Genomic DNA, 16,800 nt, shown 5'->3' on the forward strand with positions numbered 1-16,800 from the left:
GATGCATCGCCTCATCGAACGCCAGGCAGCGATCGATCCCGATGCGCCGGCACTGGTGTTCGGCGACACGTCGCCGACGCGCGGCGAGCTCAATGTCCAGGCGAACCGCCTGGCGCATCACCTGATCGCTCTGGGCGTCCGGCCCGATGCGCGCGTGGGGCTTGCGGTCGAGCGTTCGCTCGACATGATGGTCGGCGTTCTGGCGATCCTGAAGGCCGGTGGCGCCTACGTGCCGCTCGATCCGGAGCTTCCCGCCGATCGACTGGCCTACATGCTCGAGGACAGCGGCGTGACGCTGGTGCTGACGCAGTCCCCTCTGCGCGACCGGCTGCCTGGCGGGGAAGGGCGCAGGTTCGTCGACATCGACACGATCCAAGCGATCCAAGCGATGAAGCGCGCGGGTCGATCGGGTCTATCGGATCGGAACGTCGACTCGCCGTCTGACGCCACGTCCGACAACCCTGAGGTGGCGGTGCACGGCGAGAACCTCGCCTACGTGATCTACACGTCCGGTTCGACCGGACGTCCGAAGGGCGCGGCCAACCGCCACATGGCGCTGCACAACCGTCTGGCGTGGATGCAGGCGGCCTACGCCTTGAGCGCGTCGGACACGGTGCTCCAGAAGACGCCGCTGAGTTTCGACGTGTCGGTGTGGGAACTGTTCTGGGCGCTGGCCGAAGGCGCTCGTCTGGCCATCGCCGCGCCCGGCGATCATCGCGATCCCGCACGCCTGGTGTCGCTCATCGAAACGCATCAGGTCACGACGATCCACTTCGTGCCGTCGATGCTGCAGGCCTTCCTGGCGCACGACGGTGTCGAGGTCTGCACCTCGCTGCGCCGCATCGTGTGCAGCGGTGAAGCACTGCCAGCGGAAGCCCAGGCCGCCGTGTTCCGGCGACTCCCGAACGCAGGGCTCCACAACCTGTATGGTCCGACAGAAGCCGCCATCGACGTCACGCACTGGACCTGCCGTGACGATGGCCGCAGTCAGGTGCCGATCGGCGCGCCGATCGCCGGCATCTCGACCTGGGTGCTGGACAGCGACCTCAATCCCGTCCCGCCCGGGGTTCCGGGAGAGCTCTACCTCGGCGGTGTCGGACTGGCCCGCGGCTATCACGGTCGCGCCGGACTGACCTCCGAGCGTTTCGTCGCAAATCCAATGGCCTCGGACGGACCCGCTGGCGTCGACGGAACAGGTGCTGCGTCCTCGTCGGCCGGCAGCCGGCTCTATCGCACCGGCGATCTGGTGCGCTGGAATGCCGAAGGGCAACTCGACTACCTCGGCCGCATCGACCACCAGGTGAAGATCCGCGGCTTCCGCATCGAGCTCGGCGAGATCGAGGCGCAGCTGCTGGCGCAGTCCGGCATCCGCGAGGCCGTTGTCGTGGCGCAGCAGGGATCGACGGGTGCCCGGCTCGTCGCGTACGTGTCGGCGCACGCCGCGATCGGCGCATCGCAAGGCAATGAACGCACTGAACGTGTTGAAGGCGACCAGGACCGGGCGAGCGACGACGCCATCGGCAGCTCCGTTGATGTGGCTCTCCTGCGCGAGGCGCTGGCTCGCACGTTGCCGGAGTACATGGTCCCCGCCGTCATCGTCGTGCTGGATACGCTGCCGCTGAATCCCAGCGGCAAGGTCGACCGCAAGGCGCTGCCGCAGCCGGAGGTCGCATCCACCGTCGATTACGAAGCGCCGCAAGGCGAGGTCGAGGCCGCCATCGCCACCATCTGGGCGGACGTGTTGAACGCGACGCGCGTGGGCCGTCATGACAACTTCTTCGAGGTCGGCGGCGACTCCATCCTGAGCCTGCAGATCATTTCCCGACTGCGCCGCGTGGGCTGGCTGCTGACGCCGCGTCAGCTCTTCGAGCTGCAGACCATCGCCCGCCTGGGCGCGGTCGCCGAACGGCTCGCGGAGCCGGTGGCATCGCCGGACGCCGCCAACCCGGCGGTCGTGCGTGGCCATCTGAACGATTTCCTCGACGACGCGGCCGTCGCCGCGCTCGGCATCGACGCCTCGACGATCGAGGACGTCTACCCGCTGGTCCCGACGCAGGAAGGGATGCTGCTGCACTCGGTGGAGGCGCCGGATTCCGGGCTCTACGTGAACCAGCTCAACGTCGAGGTCCGCCACCTGGATCCCGACCGCCTAGAAGCCGCCTGGCGCGTGATGATCGCGCGCCACGCGATGCTGCGCACCGTGGTGCTCTGGCAGCCCGGCATGGCGCGTCCGCTGCAGCTGGTGCTGCGCGACGCGCCGGCGGTGATGGAACGGCTCGACTGGCGCAAGGCAGCCGGTTCCACCCATCCGATCGCTTCCGTCGATCCGGCCGACCCGGCCGACCCGGCCGAGATGACCCGTCGCATCGCCGACTTCGCCCGCGCCGAGCTCGTGCGCCCGATCGACTGGCTCCGTCCGCCGCTGTCACGCGTCGCTGTGATCCAGCTCGACGACGATCGCCATCAACTCGTGTGGACGCGTCACCACCTGCTGTCGGACGGCTGGAGCGACTCGCGCCTGATGGCCGAGTGGCTGCGCTGCTACGCCGGCGAGGCGTTGCCCGAGGCGCCGCCGCGTTACGGCGACTTCGTGCGCTGGCTGCAGCGTCAGGACGTCGGCACGCCGGAAGCGTTCTGGACCTCGGCCCTGGCGCAGCTGGACGGACCCACGCTGCTGGCCGAGTCGACCCGCGCCGCGCCGGGCCGTTCCGGCTTCGAGAAGCGTTACACGCGCTTCGACATCGACGAGACCGCGTCGCTGCAGGCCTTCGCGCAGCGCGAGCGCGTGACCGTCAACACGCTGGTGCAGGCGGCCTGGGCCGTGCTGCTGCATCGGCACACGGGGCGCGACCGTGTCGTCTTCGGCGCGACGGTGGCCGGCCGTCCGGCCTCGCTGCCCGGTGCCGAGGAGATGCTGGGCCTGTTCATCAACACGGTGCCGGTGCCCGTGCGTTGGGACGCCGGCCAGCGCGTCGGCGACTACCTGCGCGCGGTCCAGGACACCAACCTCCAGCTGCGCGACCACGAGCACGCCGCGCTGGCGGACGTGCAGCGCTGGGCGGGATCGTCCGGCCGGCCGCTGTTCGACAGCATCATCGTGTTCGAGAACGCGCCGATCGACCGCGCGCTGCGGCAACTGAGCCAGTACGGCCTGGAGTTCGCGGAGATCGGCGGTGAAGGCCTGACCGGTTACGCGATGGACCTGCAGGTCGTCGCGGGCGACCGGCTCGTCATCGAGTACTGCTACAGCCGCCGCGACTTCGACGACGCCTTCGTCGAGACCCTGCGCAGCGAGATGGCGCAGCTGCTTGCCTGCATGAGCGCCGATGCATCCGCGCCGCTGGGTGAGCTCCCGTGGATGACGGAACCGGCCATGGCGGACCTCCGCGCGCTGGGCCGCGGCGACGGGCCCGCAGAGCCGCGGCCAGTCCCCGTGCACCGTCTGATCGAACGCCAGGCCGCCGAACGCGGCGACGCGATCGCGCTGCTGTTCGGCGACGACGAACTCAGCTACGCGCAGCTGAACGCCCGCGCCAACCGGCTGGCACGCCATCTCGTCCGCCTCGGCGTCCAGCGGGACGCGCGCGTCGGCGTGGCGCTGGAGCGCTCGCTGGATAGCATCGTCGGACTGCTTGCGGTCCTCAAGGCCGGTGCGGCCTACATGCCGCTGGACCCGGCTTACCCGGCCGACCGGCTGGCGTTCATGCTGCAGGACAGCGGCGCGTCGCTGCTGCTCACGCAGCGTGCGCTGCAGGCCCGGCTGCCTGTGGTCGAGGGTCTGGCCGTGGTGACGATGGAGGCGGTGCGCGATCGTTCCTCCGGCGTCGACTCCACGGTCGACGCCGATGGCGCAACGGACCTCGCTGCCCCCGCGGACGTCGTGGAGTCCGCCGACCTCGACCTGCCGGACCATCCCGACCATCTGGCCTACGTGATCTACACCTCCGGCTCCACCGGCCTGCCCAAGGGCGTGGCGGTGACGCACGGTCCGTTGGCGATGCATTGCCTGGCCACGGCGGAGATCTACGGCATGACCGCGGCGTCCTGCGAGCTGCATTTCATGTCGTTCTCGTTCGACGGCGCACACGAGCGCTGGCTGACGCCGCTGTGCATCGGCGCGGGTCTGGCGCTGCGCGACAACGAGCTCTGGACCGCCGAGCAGACCAGCGAGGCGCTGTATCGCTACGAGGTCACCAACGCCGCCTTCCCGCCGGCCTACCTCGGCCAGATCGCCGATTGGGCCGGCATGCGCGGCGACGCGCCGCCGGTGGAGCTCTACGTCTTCGGCGGCGAGGCGATGCCCAAGGCGGCGTACGACAAGGTCTGCCGCCACCTGCGCCCGCGCACGATGATCAACGGCTACGGCCCGACCGAGTGCGTGATCACGCCGCTGATCTGGAAGTCCGCGGCGACCGAAGGCTTCGACTGCGCCTATGCGCCGATCGGCCGGCCGGTGGGCGACCGCGCGATCCACGTGCTCGACACTGATCTGCAGCCGGTGCCGGCCGGCGTCGTCGGCGAGCTCTACATCGGCGGCTACGGCTTGGCGCGCGGCTACCTGGGCCGCGCCGGGCTGACGGCGCAGCGTTTCGTGGCCGATCCGTTCGATGCGGCGGGCGGCCGGCTGTACCGCACCGGCGACCTGGTCCGCTGGATGGCGGACGGCAACATCGAGTACATCGGTCGCGCCGACCACCAGGTGAAGATCCGCGGCTTCCGCATCGAGCTCGGCGAGATCGAGACCTGCCTGGCCGAGGTACCAGGCGTTCTCGAGGCTGCGGTCGTGGCGCGCGAGAGCGCGTCGGGCAAGCAGCTGGTTGCCTATGTCGTCGCCTTGCCGGACGTCGTCGAGGCGTCGCTGCTGACGCGCATCCGCCAACGCGTCGCCGAGACGCTGCCCGAGCACATGGCGCCGGCTCACCTCGTCGTGCTGCCGAAGCTGCCGCGACTCATCAGCGGCAAGCTGGACCGCGCCGCGCTGCCGGATCCGGCCACGAGCGGCGAGGGCGACCATCGCGCGCCGCGCAACGAGGTCGAGCGTCGGCTGGCGGCGATCTGGCAGGAGGTTCTGGGCGTCGAGCAGGTCGGCATCGGCGACAACTTCTTCGAGTTGGGCGGCGATTCGATCCTGAGCCTGCAGGTGATCTCGCGGGTGCGCAACGCCAAGCTCGGTTTCGAGCTGCGGCTGCGGGACCTGATCCGGCACCAGACGATCGAAGGGCTGAGCGCCGCCGTCGCCGTGGCGGCTGCAACGGCCTCGGCGACCGGATCCGCTTCGTCCACCGCGGTTGCATCGGCGCGCACGGACGTCGTGCAAGCGGAGGGCCTCGTCCCGCTGACCCCGATCCAGCGCTGGTTCTTCGAAGAGCCCATCCCCGCGCGCCACCACTACAACCAGTCGGTGATGCTGCAGGCCCCGGCCTGGCTGGACGATGACCGCCTGCGGCGCGTGATCGCGCTGCTCGCCCGACACCACGAGGGGCTGCGCCTGCGATTCCAGCAGGACGGGCAGGGCGCCTGGACGCAGCGCTATGAGGATGCCGCTGTCGCGGACGCCGTCGAGGTGCTATGGACGCGCGATGTGGCGGGTCCGGAGGACATCCGCCGCGAGGCCGACCTCGCGCAGCGCAGCTTGGATCTCGCACAGGGGCCGCTGTGGCGGATGTTGCATCTGCGGCATGCCGATGGCAGTGCGCGATTGCTGATCGCCGTGCATCACCTGACGATCGACGGCGTGTCCTGGCGCGTGCTGCTGGAAGACCTTCAGACGCTCTACCTGGCGCTGGCGGCAGGCACGGAGCCGGCACTGCCGGCGCGCAGCGCGCCGTTCAAGGCCTGGGCGGAGCATCTGCAACGCTGGGCGGGTTCCGAGGCTCTGGCCGCCGAACTTCCGCACTGGCAGCATGAGCTCGCCGCGATCCCGGACCTGCCGCGCGATGACCCGCAAGCGCCTGGCTGGATCAAGGACCGGCGCTCGGCCTCGATGACGCTCGATGCGGCGTTGACACAGCAGCTGCTGCGCGTCGCACCCGCAGCCTACGGCAGCGGCATCGACGCGTTGCTGCTGACGGCGCTCGCCCGCACGCTGTCGGCGTGGAGCGGGCATCCGGAGGCGCTGGTGCTCCTCGAGGGCCATGGCCGCGAAGGCGATGCCGCGGACATCGACCTGAGCCGCACGGTGGGCTGGTTCACGAGCGCCTATCCGGTGCGACTCTCAGGGCACGGCCGGCCGTGGGCGGAGGCGATCCCGGCGGTGTCGGCGCACCTGCGCGCGGTGCCGAATCGCGGGGTCGGTTTCGGCGCGCTGCGCTACCTGCATGCCGACGCGGCGGTGCGGGACGCGCTGGCGGCGGTCCGGCCCGGTATCGCGTTCAACTACCTGGGGCAGTTCGACCAGACCTTGAAGGAGGGCACCGGCTTCACCCGCGCCCGCGATTCCGGCGGCATGGCCCGTGACGAGAACGGCCCGCTGCCGAACTGGATCGAGGTGATCGGCCAGGTGATGGACGGCGTGATGACGATGCACTGGTCCTACAGCGAGCGGATGTTCAGGCCTGAGACGATGGAGGCGCTGGCGCAGGGGTTCCGGGCGCAACTGGTCGAGTTGATCGAGCACTGCGCCACGGCGAGGCGTAGTCCGGCATGAAGGAGGCGGGCGAGGGTCAGGCCTGGCCGCGATGCCAGGCCTGAAGCACCTGATGCAACGCCACGGCCTGCACGCCAAGCGACTTGAGCCTCACAGGGTTCTCGCCCCCTGCCAGGGTCAGCACCACCTGCGGAAGCTTGTGATGGCTCATCGCGATATCGCGGATCCCGATGGCGGAGACCTGCTCGCGCGCAACACGCCGCCGGCGCCCCGGAAAGCGGATCTCAAGAGCCTCCGGCGTGATGCGCAGGTGGAACGGCGAGGTCCCGTACTCCCATGCGATCACCGCGGCGAAGCAGGTCATCGCGACGTAGCCGACGAATGGCCGGGTCTGGCCCAGATATCCGCCAAGAACCAAGACACCGAGCATGAACCCGAAGGCGGCGAGGTGGTGCCACCACGGCCGCACGTAGGTGTCGGTCGAAGTCGCCGGTCCGCGCAGTATGGCCCGCTGCAGCACGATGGCCCGCAGGCGATCGAAGTCCTTCAGCTGGTACTCCAGCCTGGCGACGGTCTTGCCGGTGGCGTCGAGCGCGTCGATGCGCTGCAAGATCTCGCGTTCCCGCAGGCCGACGATCGAGTGCCAGGGCACCAGGGCGTCCTGCCTGTTCCTGATCGTCGGCCACAGCCCCTGGTCGTCGACAGAGATGGCCGACTCATCCAGGTTGCGGACGACCTGCCAGGCGTACCACGCACCTGCCGTGGCGCCGAGGACGCCGACGCCCGAGAAGACCAGCAGGAACGCGCCGCCCGACTTGCCATCGTCCGCGTGAAAGAGCATGGTGCCGAAGAACACCGCCATCCCCATGAGCAGCCATGGCGAGATCAGGAAAAACCAGCGTGCGGATCGTCCGAAATCGAATCGTTCGGGAAGTGTCAGGGCGGTGTCGGTCACGGAATCTCTTTCATCGCGTCTCCGATGCGAAGGTCGCGCCTCACTGTTTGGTCGTCCCGCTCAAGGCGGCGTGGCCGACTTCAATGGCCAGCGCGACAGCGCACAGCACCGGCTTGCCGATGACGAGCGCCAGGAGCAACAGCACGAGGGCGCAGCCGTGGCCGATGAGGGCAGCGGGGCTCACGGCAGGCTACCAGTTGACGTTGGCAGAGCGGCACAGGCACAGCGATTCGCCTGCTGGCACTTCGCGACCGCACTTGTGACAGTGGTCGCTCTCGGAGACGTGCAGAGCCAAGGCCTTGGCTGCCCTCGGTTCAAGGCCAAGGACGGTCTCGGCGTATGTCGACGCCTCCAGGCGGTCCCGACGGGCCAGCGCACAGAGATGGTTGGCGTCTTCCGGGAGAAGGTCTGCTGGCCAGACGACGATGGCCCGACACTTCAGGCACTTGATGTGTGGACGTCCAGCCGGGTCGACGAACGGAAGGCTCATGTCTCATCCTAGCTTGAGCCGGGGAGGCGAAGGGCAACCTGCTCGCCGACTACTACGCGCTCAAGTACTTGAAACCGGACGTGATGGTCCAGTATCAGAAGAACGGCAACGATCTGGCGCTGTTCGAGGAGATCCTCAGTGACTTTTTCAAAAACCCCTCTGATCGGGCCCATCTGCCTTAAGGCCGTCGTAGGCGTCACGCTCAGCCTGTCCCTGAACGAAGGCCGGGCGATGTCGCGCCTTGGGGATGCGGAGGTTCGTTTGCAGGATGGTGTGCCGTGCTTCACCTTGTCTGCCAAGGACGCGAAGCGGGATCCGAATGTGCGGCTGTCTTCGATCTCGGTCTCGGACGCATCAGTCCGGCCCGTCATCGACGTGTGGCGGTTGGTGTTCGAACCTGGCAAAGCTGTTCCGCTACTGGGCCCCGGCTGCTTCGCGTATGGCCAGCAGTCGGAGGGTTCCCGGCCGGCAACGGCGGGTGAATTGGCAAACGGCATCGTCTATGACGTGGCCTTGAACGTCAGCCCTTCCGATTCCTCGGATCCCACCAAGGGGTACGTGGCCAAGTTCTGCCTGGCGGGGCAAGGGGGTGATCGTCGGCTGGTGCCGGTGCGGCCGGATACGCGGGCGTGGCGGGAAGGACGCTGCAATCAGCAGTAGGCTGGTGTCACGGTACGGGTGTCGCGACGGGGTCCTGGGCCAAGTCGTCGAGCGAGGCACCCGAGAGACGGAAGTAGAGCTTGCTCGACACGTGCTCCGCCTGCAGCCGCTGGTAGAAGCTCAACGCACCGGTGTTGTCCGCATCCACGGTCCAATCGAAACGCATGCAGTTCTTCTCCACGGCCAGGCGGGCGATCCACCGCATCAGATGCTCGCCGACGTTCATCCCGCGATGGGCGCCGTGGACGTAGAGCTCCTTCATGAACAGCTGCCCGCGCTCCTTCGGTGCCGGATAGAGCAGGGAGATGGCGGCCATGCCCATTACGACGCCTGAGGCTTCCGCGACGACCAGCCGCACGTCCGAGTCTGGTCCGAGTATCCGATCCTTCAGGTGCTGAGCGATGACCTCTCGAGCTGAGGCATTCGTGCCGTTGTAGTGGATGCTCATGTCGACGAGCAGGTCCAGCAGCGAATTGAAGTCGTCCTGCTGATAGAAGCGAATCTGCATGCGAGTCCGGCCGGTAAGTGGACCTTCATGCTAGGTTCTCGACGTCATCCCTGATGATGGGGCGGTGATCGAATTCCGCGAAGCGGCACCCGCGGAATCGACGAACCCGAATGGAACATTGCTCTCCGCGGTCCCATCGTGTCACGGTGAGGTACAAGATCGCGGATGAATTCACTTGTCACCCTGACATCAGTCGCGCCCGCGGACGCCCAGTTGCTCGACAACCTCTGGCAGTTCTACGAGCTGGAGTCATCGTTCTGGTCTCGCGAAGACATCGATGCCACCGGTCGGTTCAACTCGCTGGCCGGTTTTCTTGGCCGCCTGGGCGACCCCGATGCCTCGCAATGGGGTTACCTCATCCATCACGACGGACATGTCGCGGGACTGCTCCTCATCGGCCTTCAGCAATTGGAGGAACGGACGATCAAGGAGTTCGCCGATCTGTACGTGCTGCCCAAATATCGTGGCCTGGGCATCGCCTCGGAAGTCATCCGCCAGACGGTGATGGCCTCGGACCATCCGTGGCTGATCTGCGTGTTCCGCGACGATGGGAAGGCGCTGCGCTTTTGGGAGCGCGCCTTCGAGCGCCTGCCTTTCTCGTCGGTGCGGGAGCTCCTGTCGCAGGAGTATCCGGACCTGCGTGAGTTCATCGTCAATGACCCGAACCATCTGCATGCAGCGACGGCGTAGGGCCCGCTCGTGCAGGACGGATCCGCCGCAGGACGGCACTCCGCTCGGGGCAGCGGCTTGCGTCGCTGGAAGCAGACATCGGCCGTCGGGATCGAGCGGTTTCATGTCCGAGGCCACATCCTGACGGCCTCTTAACGGTCCGTGTTTTACCCTCCGCCGCGTTTTGTCCGGAGGAAAGAATGAAGAAGACCATCGTCACCCCTTGGTACCGAATGAGCGGCATGCGCATGGTGGGTTTCGCCATGCTGCTCGTGACGGGGCTGTATTCGTCGGCCCACGCCGCCAGCTTCGACTGCAAGAAGGCCGGAACCAGGATCGAGAAGATGATCTGCGGCGATAGCAAGCTGTCGGACATGGACGACGAGTTGGGCATCTACTACGCGCCGGGCGACGACGTTGCGGCCAACGATCCGAGGCGTGTGGCCCAGCGCGCGTGGCTCGCCAAACGCAATGCCTGCACGAGCGCCGCCTGCGTCGAGAACCAGTATCACCTGCGCCTCTCCCAGCTCGCCTGCGCTCCGGACGCGCCGTTCGCGGGCGCGACGCACACGCAGATCAGCTGTCTGAGCCACCAGCTCTGGGTGGCAGAGAAGGAGCTCGACGCCGTCGAACGCCAGCACATCGACGAGATCTCCAAGAATGCGCACGACCCGGAAGGCATGCGCGCACTCGCCGTCAAGGAGGCAAAGACCTGGCGCGTCTATCGCGCCGCGAAGTGCGAGCTCTATGGCAATCGCGAAGGTGATGGCGGCAACTGGCAGGTCGGTTGGGCGCTGGGTTGCGACGTCAGTGAGACGGAGCAACGGATCAAGGCGATCAAGGCTGATTGAGGCCCCCACCACCGCCATTGCAGGGAGCGGTCCATCTGGCCGGCTCCCGTCCGGCCGCTTCCGCTGCAACGCAGTGATCCGAGCACGAAGTCAGAACTTGTAGTTCGCCCGCACCCACGTGCTGCGCGGCGTCCCGAACATGTACCCCGACTGCCCGCTCATCCAGACGTAGGTCTTGTCGGTCACGTTCTCCACGTTGAGCGACAGCGTCAGCTGCCGCGTCACGTCGTAGCGCGCCAGCAGGCCCAGCAGCGTGTAGCCGCCCTGCGTCAGAGCCGGCTTGGAGATGATGTCCATCGACGTGTGGTTCTGGTAGCTCACATTGCCGCCAACGGTCAGCTTGTTGAGCACGCCCGGCAGGCGGTAGCTGGTCGCCAGGTTGAAGGTGCGCGTGGCCAGGTGCGGCGACAGCGCCGAGCCGTCCGCCTTGCGCGGCGTGCCGTAGGCATAGCCGGTCTGCACCTGCCAGCCGGTCAGCACCTCGCCGGCGACGCTGAACTCGAAGCCCTCGGTCACCGTGCCGCGCTCGCCCCGGAAGGCCGGCGAGCCGTCCGGCTGCAGCGTGCCGGTCGCCACCGGCACATGGTCCTGCTTGGTGCGGTAGACCGCGGCGGCGGTCGTGAGACGCCCGCCGAAGTGCTCGCTCTTCACGCCGAACTCGACGTTGCTGCCGCGCTGCGGATCGATCACGTTGCCGTTCACGTCCTTGGAGGTGTTGGGCTGGAAGATCTGCGTGAAGCTGCCGTAGACCGAGACCGCCGGCGTCAGGTCGTAGACCACGCCGGCGTAGGGCGTGAACACGCCGTCCTCCTTCACCGGCGCGACGTCCACGCGCGCGCCGTTGGCCGTGCCCGCCCACGAGCGCTGGTAGGCTTTGTTCTCGTACCAGGTCGCGCGCGAGCCGATCACCAGCGACAGGCCGTCGGTGGCCTGCAGGCGCGTGGAGGCGTAGATCGCGCGTTCCTCGGTCTCGCCGTACTGGCGCAGGCGCGGGTACTGGAAGTCCGGCTTGGCGATCGCGCCGAGATCGAAGACCGCACCCGGACGGCGGTCCAGCCGCGTGCCGGTGTTGAGCGCGCTGTTGTTGGCGATCTCCGTCTCCAGCTTGTTGACGTTGAAACCGATCACCGCCTGGTGCGTGCGGCCGAACAGCTGGAACGGTCCCGACGCATACACGTCCACCGACTTGTTCGTGCCGTTGGCCGGGTTGTCGCTCAGCGAGACCACGCCGATGTTGGTCGCGGCGTTGATCGGGAAGGTCGGCAGCGTGCTCTGCAGGTCGCCGCTGTAGCGCTCGCGGTCGTTCTTCACCTGCGCCACCTCGGCCTTCACCTGCCAGCCGTTGTCGAATTCATGCTGCAGGTTCACGAAGGCGCGCTTGGTCTCCATGTTCCACACGCTCCACGGCGTGCTGAACGAATACGAGCGCGGCACGACGAGGCGCGTGCCGTTGCCGTAGTACGGCGGGATGTTGCCGAAGTTGGCCCCATCGATATCGTTCTTCTGGTATTCGAAGCCGCCGGCCAGCACGGTGCGGGCGCCGAGGTCGGTCTCGACGATCGCGTACAGCAGGCTGTCCTTGCGGCTCTTGTTGTCGATGAAGGTGTCGCCGCCCGAGTAGGACGCGACCACGCGGCCACGCACGCCGTCGCCGGCGGTCAGGCTGCCGCCGACATCGGCCTGCGTCAGATAGCGGCTCCAGTTGCCGGCGCCGACGGTGACGCTGCCTTCGAAGTCCCTGGTCGGACGCTTGCGCACCAGGTTGATCGAGCCACCCGGCTGACCGACGCCGTTGAGCAGTCCGGCGGGGCCGCGGATGACCTCGACGCGGTCGTACATGGCCATGCTGGTCATGCTGGCCTCGGCCGAGACGTTGTTGAAGGCCAGCGTCGGGATGCCGTCGACCATCTGGCTCATCGAGAAGCCGCGCGAGGTGAAGTCGACGCGTTCGTCGCGGCGATTGACGACGATGCCGGGCGTCTGGCGCATCACCTCGTTGAGCGTGTCCAGGTTCTGCTCGTCCATCTGCTGGCGACCGATGACCGTCAGCGACTGCGGCGTCTCGCGCGGCGACAGCGGCATGCGCGTGCCCGCGCCGGTGCTGCGCGCCGTGTACGAGCCGGTGCCCTCGGTCGGCGCGGACCGGCCGCTCACGGACACGGTGGGCAGCGCGGATCCCGCGGCGCCCGAAGCCGCGGACCCCGGAGCCGCGGCGGCCGCGACGGCCTGATCGGCGGGCGCTTCGGCGGCGGCCTGCGCCCACGCGGGCGAGGCGCCAGCCAGCGCGGCGGTGCCGAAGGCGGACGCCAGGGCCAGCGAGAGCAGGCGGGGGCGGGGCCGCACGGGGGACGACGGGGACAGGAACGACGGGGACGACGTGAACGGGGACATGGCGCGATCCTTCTGAGGATTCATGGTTGTGGCGAAGAGGTAAGCGGGAGCCCGGAACGTGAAAAAGCGCGCCGCCACGGATCCCGTGTGGCGGCGCGCGTCGCGGTAAACGAAGCGGTGGTCGTCGGTGGCTCCTCGCTCAACGATCCGGCGCGGGGCGACGGCAACGGCGAGGGCAGCGCGAGGGTCGGGTCATGTCCCTGGTCATCTCCCTGGTCAGGCCGCCTGCCGTGAGCTTTCCTGTCGGGCCGCCGCCGGCGAGAGGCCCGCGGCACCGTGCAGCGCGCTGCGGATCTCGCCGGAGCGGATCGCGGTGACCGACAGCAGCGTGTCGCTCAGGCCGTGCGTCAGCTCGCAGGCGCCTTGCAGGAAGACGCTCGGATGGAAGTTGGGACTGCCGCGCAGGCGGTAGTGGCGATCGACCTCGAAGTTGCCGAGGTAGGGCTGCAGCGACGACAGCAGCGTGCGATGGCGGTCGCGCTCGTAGCCGGTCGCCAGCACGATCGCGTCGTAGCGCTGCGTCGTCGTGCGCTCGTGGTTCAGGTCGCGCAGCGTCAGGCGCAGGCCGTCCTCGGCCGACTGCGCGCCGGCCACCTCGTGGCGGCGCAGGAAGCGGTGGCGCTCCTCGCCGCTGACGCGCTGGCGGTAGAACACGTCGAAGATCTGCTGGATCAGCGCCAGGTCGGGCGCCGCGTAGTTGGTGTGCCAGTACTCGTTGAGCAGCTCCTCGCGCTCGCTGCCGGTGCGGCTGAAGACGAAGTCGGTGAAGTCGGCGTTGAAGATCTCGTTGACGAAGGGGCTGTCGTCCGACGGCTTGATCGACCGCGCCCGCATCACCAGGTCCACGTGCGGCCGTTGCGGGCGGCCGTGCAGGTCCATGAAGATCTCCGCCGCGCTCTGGCCCGCGCCCACCACCGCGATGCGCCTGGCCTCGCCGTTGCCGGCGATCGCCTGCAGGTAGTTGCTGGAGTGGAAGACGCGCGGATCGTCCTTGAAGGCCTTGAACTCGGCCGGGATGCGCGGCATGCCGCCCACGCCGACGACCAGGTGGCGCGTCAGGCGCTCCTGCACGACACCCGCGGCCGTGCGCGAGCGCACGCGCAGCAGCTTGACCTCGCCGCCGCGCGGTTCGGGCAGCACCTCGAACACGTCCTCGCCGTAGGCGCAGCGGTCCTCGAACTGGGCCGCCGCCCAGCCCAGGTAGTCGTTGAACTCGTGGCGGCTGGGGAAGAAGGTCTTCAGGTTGATGAAGTCCTGCAGCCGCTCCTTCTCGTGCAGGTAGTTCAGGAAGGTGAAGCGGCTGGACGGGTTGCGCAGCGTCGCCAGGTCCTTGAGGAAGGAGATCTGCATGTGCGCGTGGTCCAGCAGCATGTTCTTGTGCCAGACGAAGCCGGGCTGGCGCTCGACGAAGAGCGCATCCAGCGGCCGGCCCTGCGGACGGGCCTCGCGGCCTTCTTCGAGCGCGATGGCCAGGGCGATGTTGGACGGGCCGAAGCCGATGCCGATCAGGTCATGGATATGCATGGGTGCCTCAGGTTTGCGGAACCGAGAAAGGGGTGTCGCCGCGCGGGATCCAGAGCGCGTCGTCGAAGAAGCGCTCGCGCATCAGCAGGCCGAGCACGGCGCGCTTGTGCGGGAACTGGATCTCCTTGAGCGAGGCGTAGCCGCAGCGGTTCAGGCTGTGGACCATGCGGCGGTTGTCGATGCGCGGCTCGATGACGAGGCGCTGCGTGCGGCAGTCGTCGAGGAACAGGTAATGGGAGATGCCCGGCATCCAGGCGGTCAGGAACTCGCGGCCGCGCAGCGCCGGCTCGCCGACCAGCACGTGCCAGCCGCGGTCGTGGTCGGCCGCGTCGTAGAAGGGGGCGATGCGATCTTCCTTGGCCCAGTAGGCCTCGAAGTAGCTGAAGGGCTGGCCGTCGAAGCAGCCGATCAGGCCGATGGTGTGCGGGTCGGCGGCGATGCCGGACAGGTAGCGCCGGTGGTGCTCCAGGTCGCCGGTCTCCTGGCGACGGCGGGTTCGTTCATCCAGCGGTTGACGGTCGCCAGGTCGCGGTCGACGTCCAGCGCGCGCAGGCTGAAGGTCTTGTCCAGCCACGGGATGTGGCGGCGGTAGACGGTGCCGGTGGGCTTGGCCGGGCGACGCGGATGGCGACGGCCGTCCTTGCTGAAGACGTACTGGACCGGCGCGGGATCGCGGCGATCGGCCAGCCAGAGGCGGTCCCACTGCCAGAAGAGCTCGCGGGAAACCGTCGTCGGCATGATGGTGGTCGCGGGATGGGCCAAGCCGGCCGGGGCCGTTGCGCCGGTTGGGAGCGCGATGCCGGTCCGAACCAGCGCGGCGGAGGCAGGCAGTGCGTCGCCGAGCGCGAACGTCGGCAATTCGGGGCGCAGCGCGAAGAGGGCTTCCAGCGCGGCCGGCAGGTGGAGGTCCGCCAGCACCGCGGCGCCCTGGCCGACGCCAAGGCCGTGGCGCGCCTGCAGCGAGGGCAGGGGAGCACCGTCCTCCAGCATCCAGGTGCTGGGGGAACTGCCGTCCAGCGGCTTGACGGTCAGGTGGGCGCCTTCGAGCACGGTCTCGAAGGGCTGACCCGCGATGTGGCTCAGGAGTCGGCCGGCGGCCTGCGCCGGCGAAGCGATGGACATGGGACTGCCTTGAAAGTGGTCGCGGCGCCTGCCGCGCCGCCGTCTTCCTGTAGAGACGTTGGCCGCGCCGATTTGTTCACGCGGGGCGTTCAGCGGAAGGCCTGGGCGAGGACGGCGGCCAGTTCGGCGCGCAAGCTGCCGGCTTCCTCGACGACGTTCCCGATCCGCGCGAAGTCGTGGACCATCCCCGGATAGACCTTGGACGTGGCACGGACGCCGGCGGCGCGCAAGGCTTCGGCATAGGCGAGGCCCTCGTCGAGCAGCGGGTCGAACTCGGCCAGCGCGAGGTGGGCCGGGGCCAGGTCTTGCAGGCGGGCGGCCTGCAGCGGCGCGAAGCGCCAGTCGAGGCGGTCCGCGTCGTCGCGCAGGTACTGCCCGAACATCCACTGCAGGTTGCGGGCCTCCAGCAGGAAGCCGCTGGCCAGCCGCTGGTGCGAGGGCGTGTCCTGCCGGGCGCTGGTGCAGGGATACAGCAAGAGTTGCAGGACCGGTTGCGGCAGGCCGGCCTCGCGTGCCGCCAGGGTCAGCGCGGTGGCGAGCGTGCCGCCGACGCTGTCCCCGCCGACCGCGATGCGGCCTGGATCCAGTCCCAGCGTGCCGGCGTGGCCGCGCAGCCAGCCGAAGGTGTCCTCGGCATCATGGAAGGCGGTGGGGAAGCGATGCTCCGGTGCGCGCCGGTAGTCGACGGCCAGCACCGCGCAGGCCGCGCGCGCGGCCAGGTCGCGGCACAGCGAGTCGTGCGACTCCAGTCCACCCAGCACGTAGCCGCCGCCGTGGAAGAACAGCAGCACTGGCGGACGCGGCTCGGTGCCGCCGCGGTACAGGCGCGCGGGCAGCACGTGGCCGTCACGGGCTGGCAGCGCGAGCGCCTCGGTGGGGAGGTCGGCACCGGGCTCGTCCAGCGCGAGCGTCGACCGGTCGTAGGCCGCGCGGGCCTGGGCGGGCGTCATCTCATGGAGCGCCGGACCGTCGGCAGTCGCGTCGTTGACCAGCTCGAGGAAGGCTTCCAGGTCGGGATGCAAGGGCATGGGCGAGGGATGCGGC

11 protein-coding genes and 1 pseudogene are annotated in these 16,800 nt (G+C 68.6%); 4 read left to right on the forward strand and 8 right to left on the reverse strand.

All coding sequences use genetic code 11. From position 1 onward, the window contains the following. Position 1 precedes the first annotated feature (1 nt). Positions 2–6,646 (forward strand): annotated as a pseudogene (locus ACQ859_RS18275) (amino acid adenylation domain-containing protein); the annotation flags it as partial. A gap of 16 nt (positions 6,647–6,662) precedes the next feature. Here ACQ859_RS18275 and ACQ859_RS18280 read toward each other — a convergent pair. After that, positions 6,663–7,541: a hypothetical protein gene (locus ACQ859_RS18280; protein WP_431262115.1), complete on the reverse strand. Its 879-nt coding sequence runs from the start codon at positions 7,539–7,541 to the stop codon at positions 6,663–6,665. Positions 7,542–7,581: 40 nt separating this feature from the next. After that, positions 7,582–7,725: a hypothetical protein gene (locus ACQ859_RS18285; protein WP_431262116.1), complete on the reverse strand. Its 144-nt coding sequence runs from the start codon at positions 7,723–7,725 to the stop codon at positions 7,582–7,584. A 444-nt stretch (positions 7,726–8,169) separates the two neighbouring features. Here ACQ859_RS18285 and ACQ859_RS18290 point away from each other — a divergent pair, with 444 nt between their 5' ends. Next, complete coding sequence (locus ACQ859_RS18290; protein WP_431262117.1) at positions 8,170–8,691, forward strand: hypothetical protein; 522 nt, start codon at positions 8,170–8,172, stop codon at positions 8,689–8,691. Positions 8,692–8,698: 7 nt separating this feature from the next. Here ACQ859_RS18290 and ACQ859_RS18295 read toward each other — a convergent pair whose 3' ends face one another. After that, positions 8,699–9,199 (reverse strand): GNAT family N-acetyltransferase, encoded by a 501-nt coding sequence (locus ACQ859_RS18295; RefSeq protein ID WP_431262118.1) that lies wholly within the window; start codon positions 9,197–9,199, stop codon positions 8,699–8,701. 213 nt (positions 9,200–9,412) lie between these two features. On the opposite strand from ACQ859_RS18295, the gene ACQ859_RS18300 reads away from it, so the two are divergent. Continuing rightward, positions 9,413–9,889, forward strand: a complete 477-nt coding sequence (locus ACQ859_RS18300) for a GNAT family N-acetyltransferase (RefSeq protein WP_431262119.1) — start codon at positions 9,413–9,415, stop codon at positions 9,887–9,889. 179 nt (positions 9,890–10,068) lie between these two features. Further along, positions 10,069–10,719 (forward strand): lysozyme inhibitor LprI family protein, encoded by a 651-nt coding sequence (locus ACQ859_RS18305; protein WP_431262120.1) that lies wholly within the window; start codon positions 10,069–10,071, stop codon positions 10,717–10,719. Positions 10,720–10,809: 90 nt separating this feature from the next. On the opposite strand, the gene ACQ859_RS18310 is transcribed toward ACQ859_RS18305, so the two are convergent. From ACQ859_RS18310 to ACQ859_RS18330, 5 genes are all read right to left on the reverse strand, one after another. Next, positions 10,810–13,110: a TonB-dependent siderophore receptor gene (locus ACQ859_RS18310; protein ID WP_431262121.1), complete on the reverse strand. Its 2,301-nt coding sequence runs from the start codon at positions 13,108–13,110 to the stop codon at positions 10,810–10,812. A gap of 216 nt (positions 13,111–13,326) precedes the next feature. Next, positions 13,327–14,634, reverse strand: a complete 1,308-nt coding sequence (locus ACQ859_RS18315; protein WP_431262122.1) for a lysine N(6)-hydroxylase/L-ornithine N(5)-oxygenase family protein — start codon at positions 14,632–14,634, stop codon at positions 13,327–13,329. A gap of 7 nt (positions 14,635–14,641) precedes the next feature. Then, complete coding sequence (locus tag ACQ859_RS18320; RefSeq protein ID WP_431266591.1) at positions 14,642–15,142, reverse strand: GNAT family N-acetyltransferase; 501 nt, start codon at positions 15,140–15,142, stop codon at positions 14,642–14,644. Continuing rightward, positions 15,043–15,756 (reverse strand): acetyltransferase, encoded by a 714-nt coding sequence (locus tag ACQ859_RS18325; RefSeq protein WP_431262123.1) that lies wholly within the window; start codon positions 15,754–15,756, stop codon positions 15,043–15,045. The genes ACQ859_RS18320 and ACQ859_RS18325 overlap by 100 nt, the downstream gene beginning before the upstream one ends. A gap of 89 nt (positions 15,757–15,845) precedes the next feature. Further along, positions 15,846–16,784, reverse strand: a complete 939-nt coding sequence (locus ACQ859_RS18330; protein WP_431262124.1) for an alpha/beta hydrolase — start codon at positions 16,782–16,784, stop codon at positions 15,846–15,848. Between the last annotated feature and the right edge of the window lie 16 nt (positions 16,785–16,800).

The sequence above is a fragment of the Roseateles chitinivorans genome, from assembly GCF_050632235.1.
GTDB lineage: Bacteria > Pseudomonadota > Gammaproteobacteria > Burkholderiales > Burkholderiaceae_C > Roseateles > Roseateles chitinivorans_A.

What these genes read in the sequence shown, in the direction of transcription:
- ACQ859_RS18295 (WP_431262118.1), bottom strand. Translation starts at nt 9,199, where the DNA reads ATGCAGATTCGCTTCTATCAGCAGGACGACTTCAATTCGCTGCTGGAC.
- ACQ859_RS18305 (WP_431262120.1), top strand. Translation starts at nt 10,069, where the DNA reads ATGAAGAAGACCATCGTCACCCCTTGGTACCGAATGAGCGGCATGCGC.
- ACQ859_RS18310 (WP_431262121.1), bottom strand. Translation starts at nt 13,110, where the DNA reads ATGTCCCCGTTCACGTCGTCCCCGTCGTTCCTGTCCCCGTCGTCCCCC.
- ACQ859_RS18315 (WP_431262122.1), bottom strand. Translation starts at nt 14,634, where the DNA reads ATGCATATCCATGACCTGATCGGCATCGGCTTCGGCCCGTCCAACATC.
- ACQ859_RS18325 (WP_431262123.1), bottom strand. Translation starts at nt 15,756, where the DNA reads ATGTCCATCGCTTCGCCGGCGCAGGCCGCCGGCCGACTCCTGAGCCAC.
- ACQ859_RS18330 (WP_431262124.1), bottom strand. Translation starts at nt 16,784, where the DNA reads ATGCCCTTGCATCCCGACCTGGAAGCCTTCCTCGAGCTGGTCAACGAC.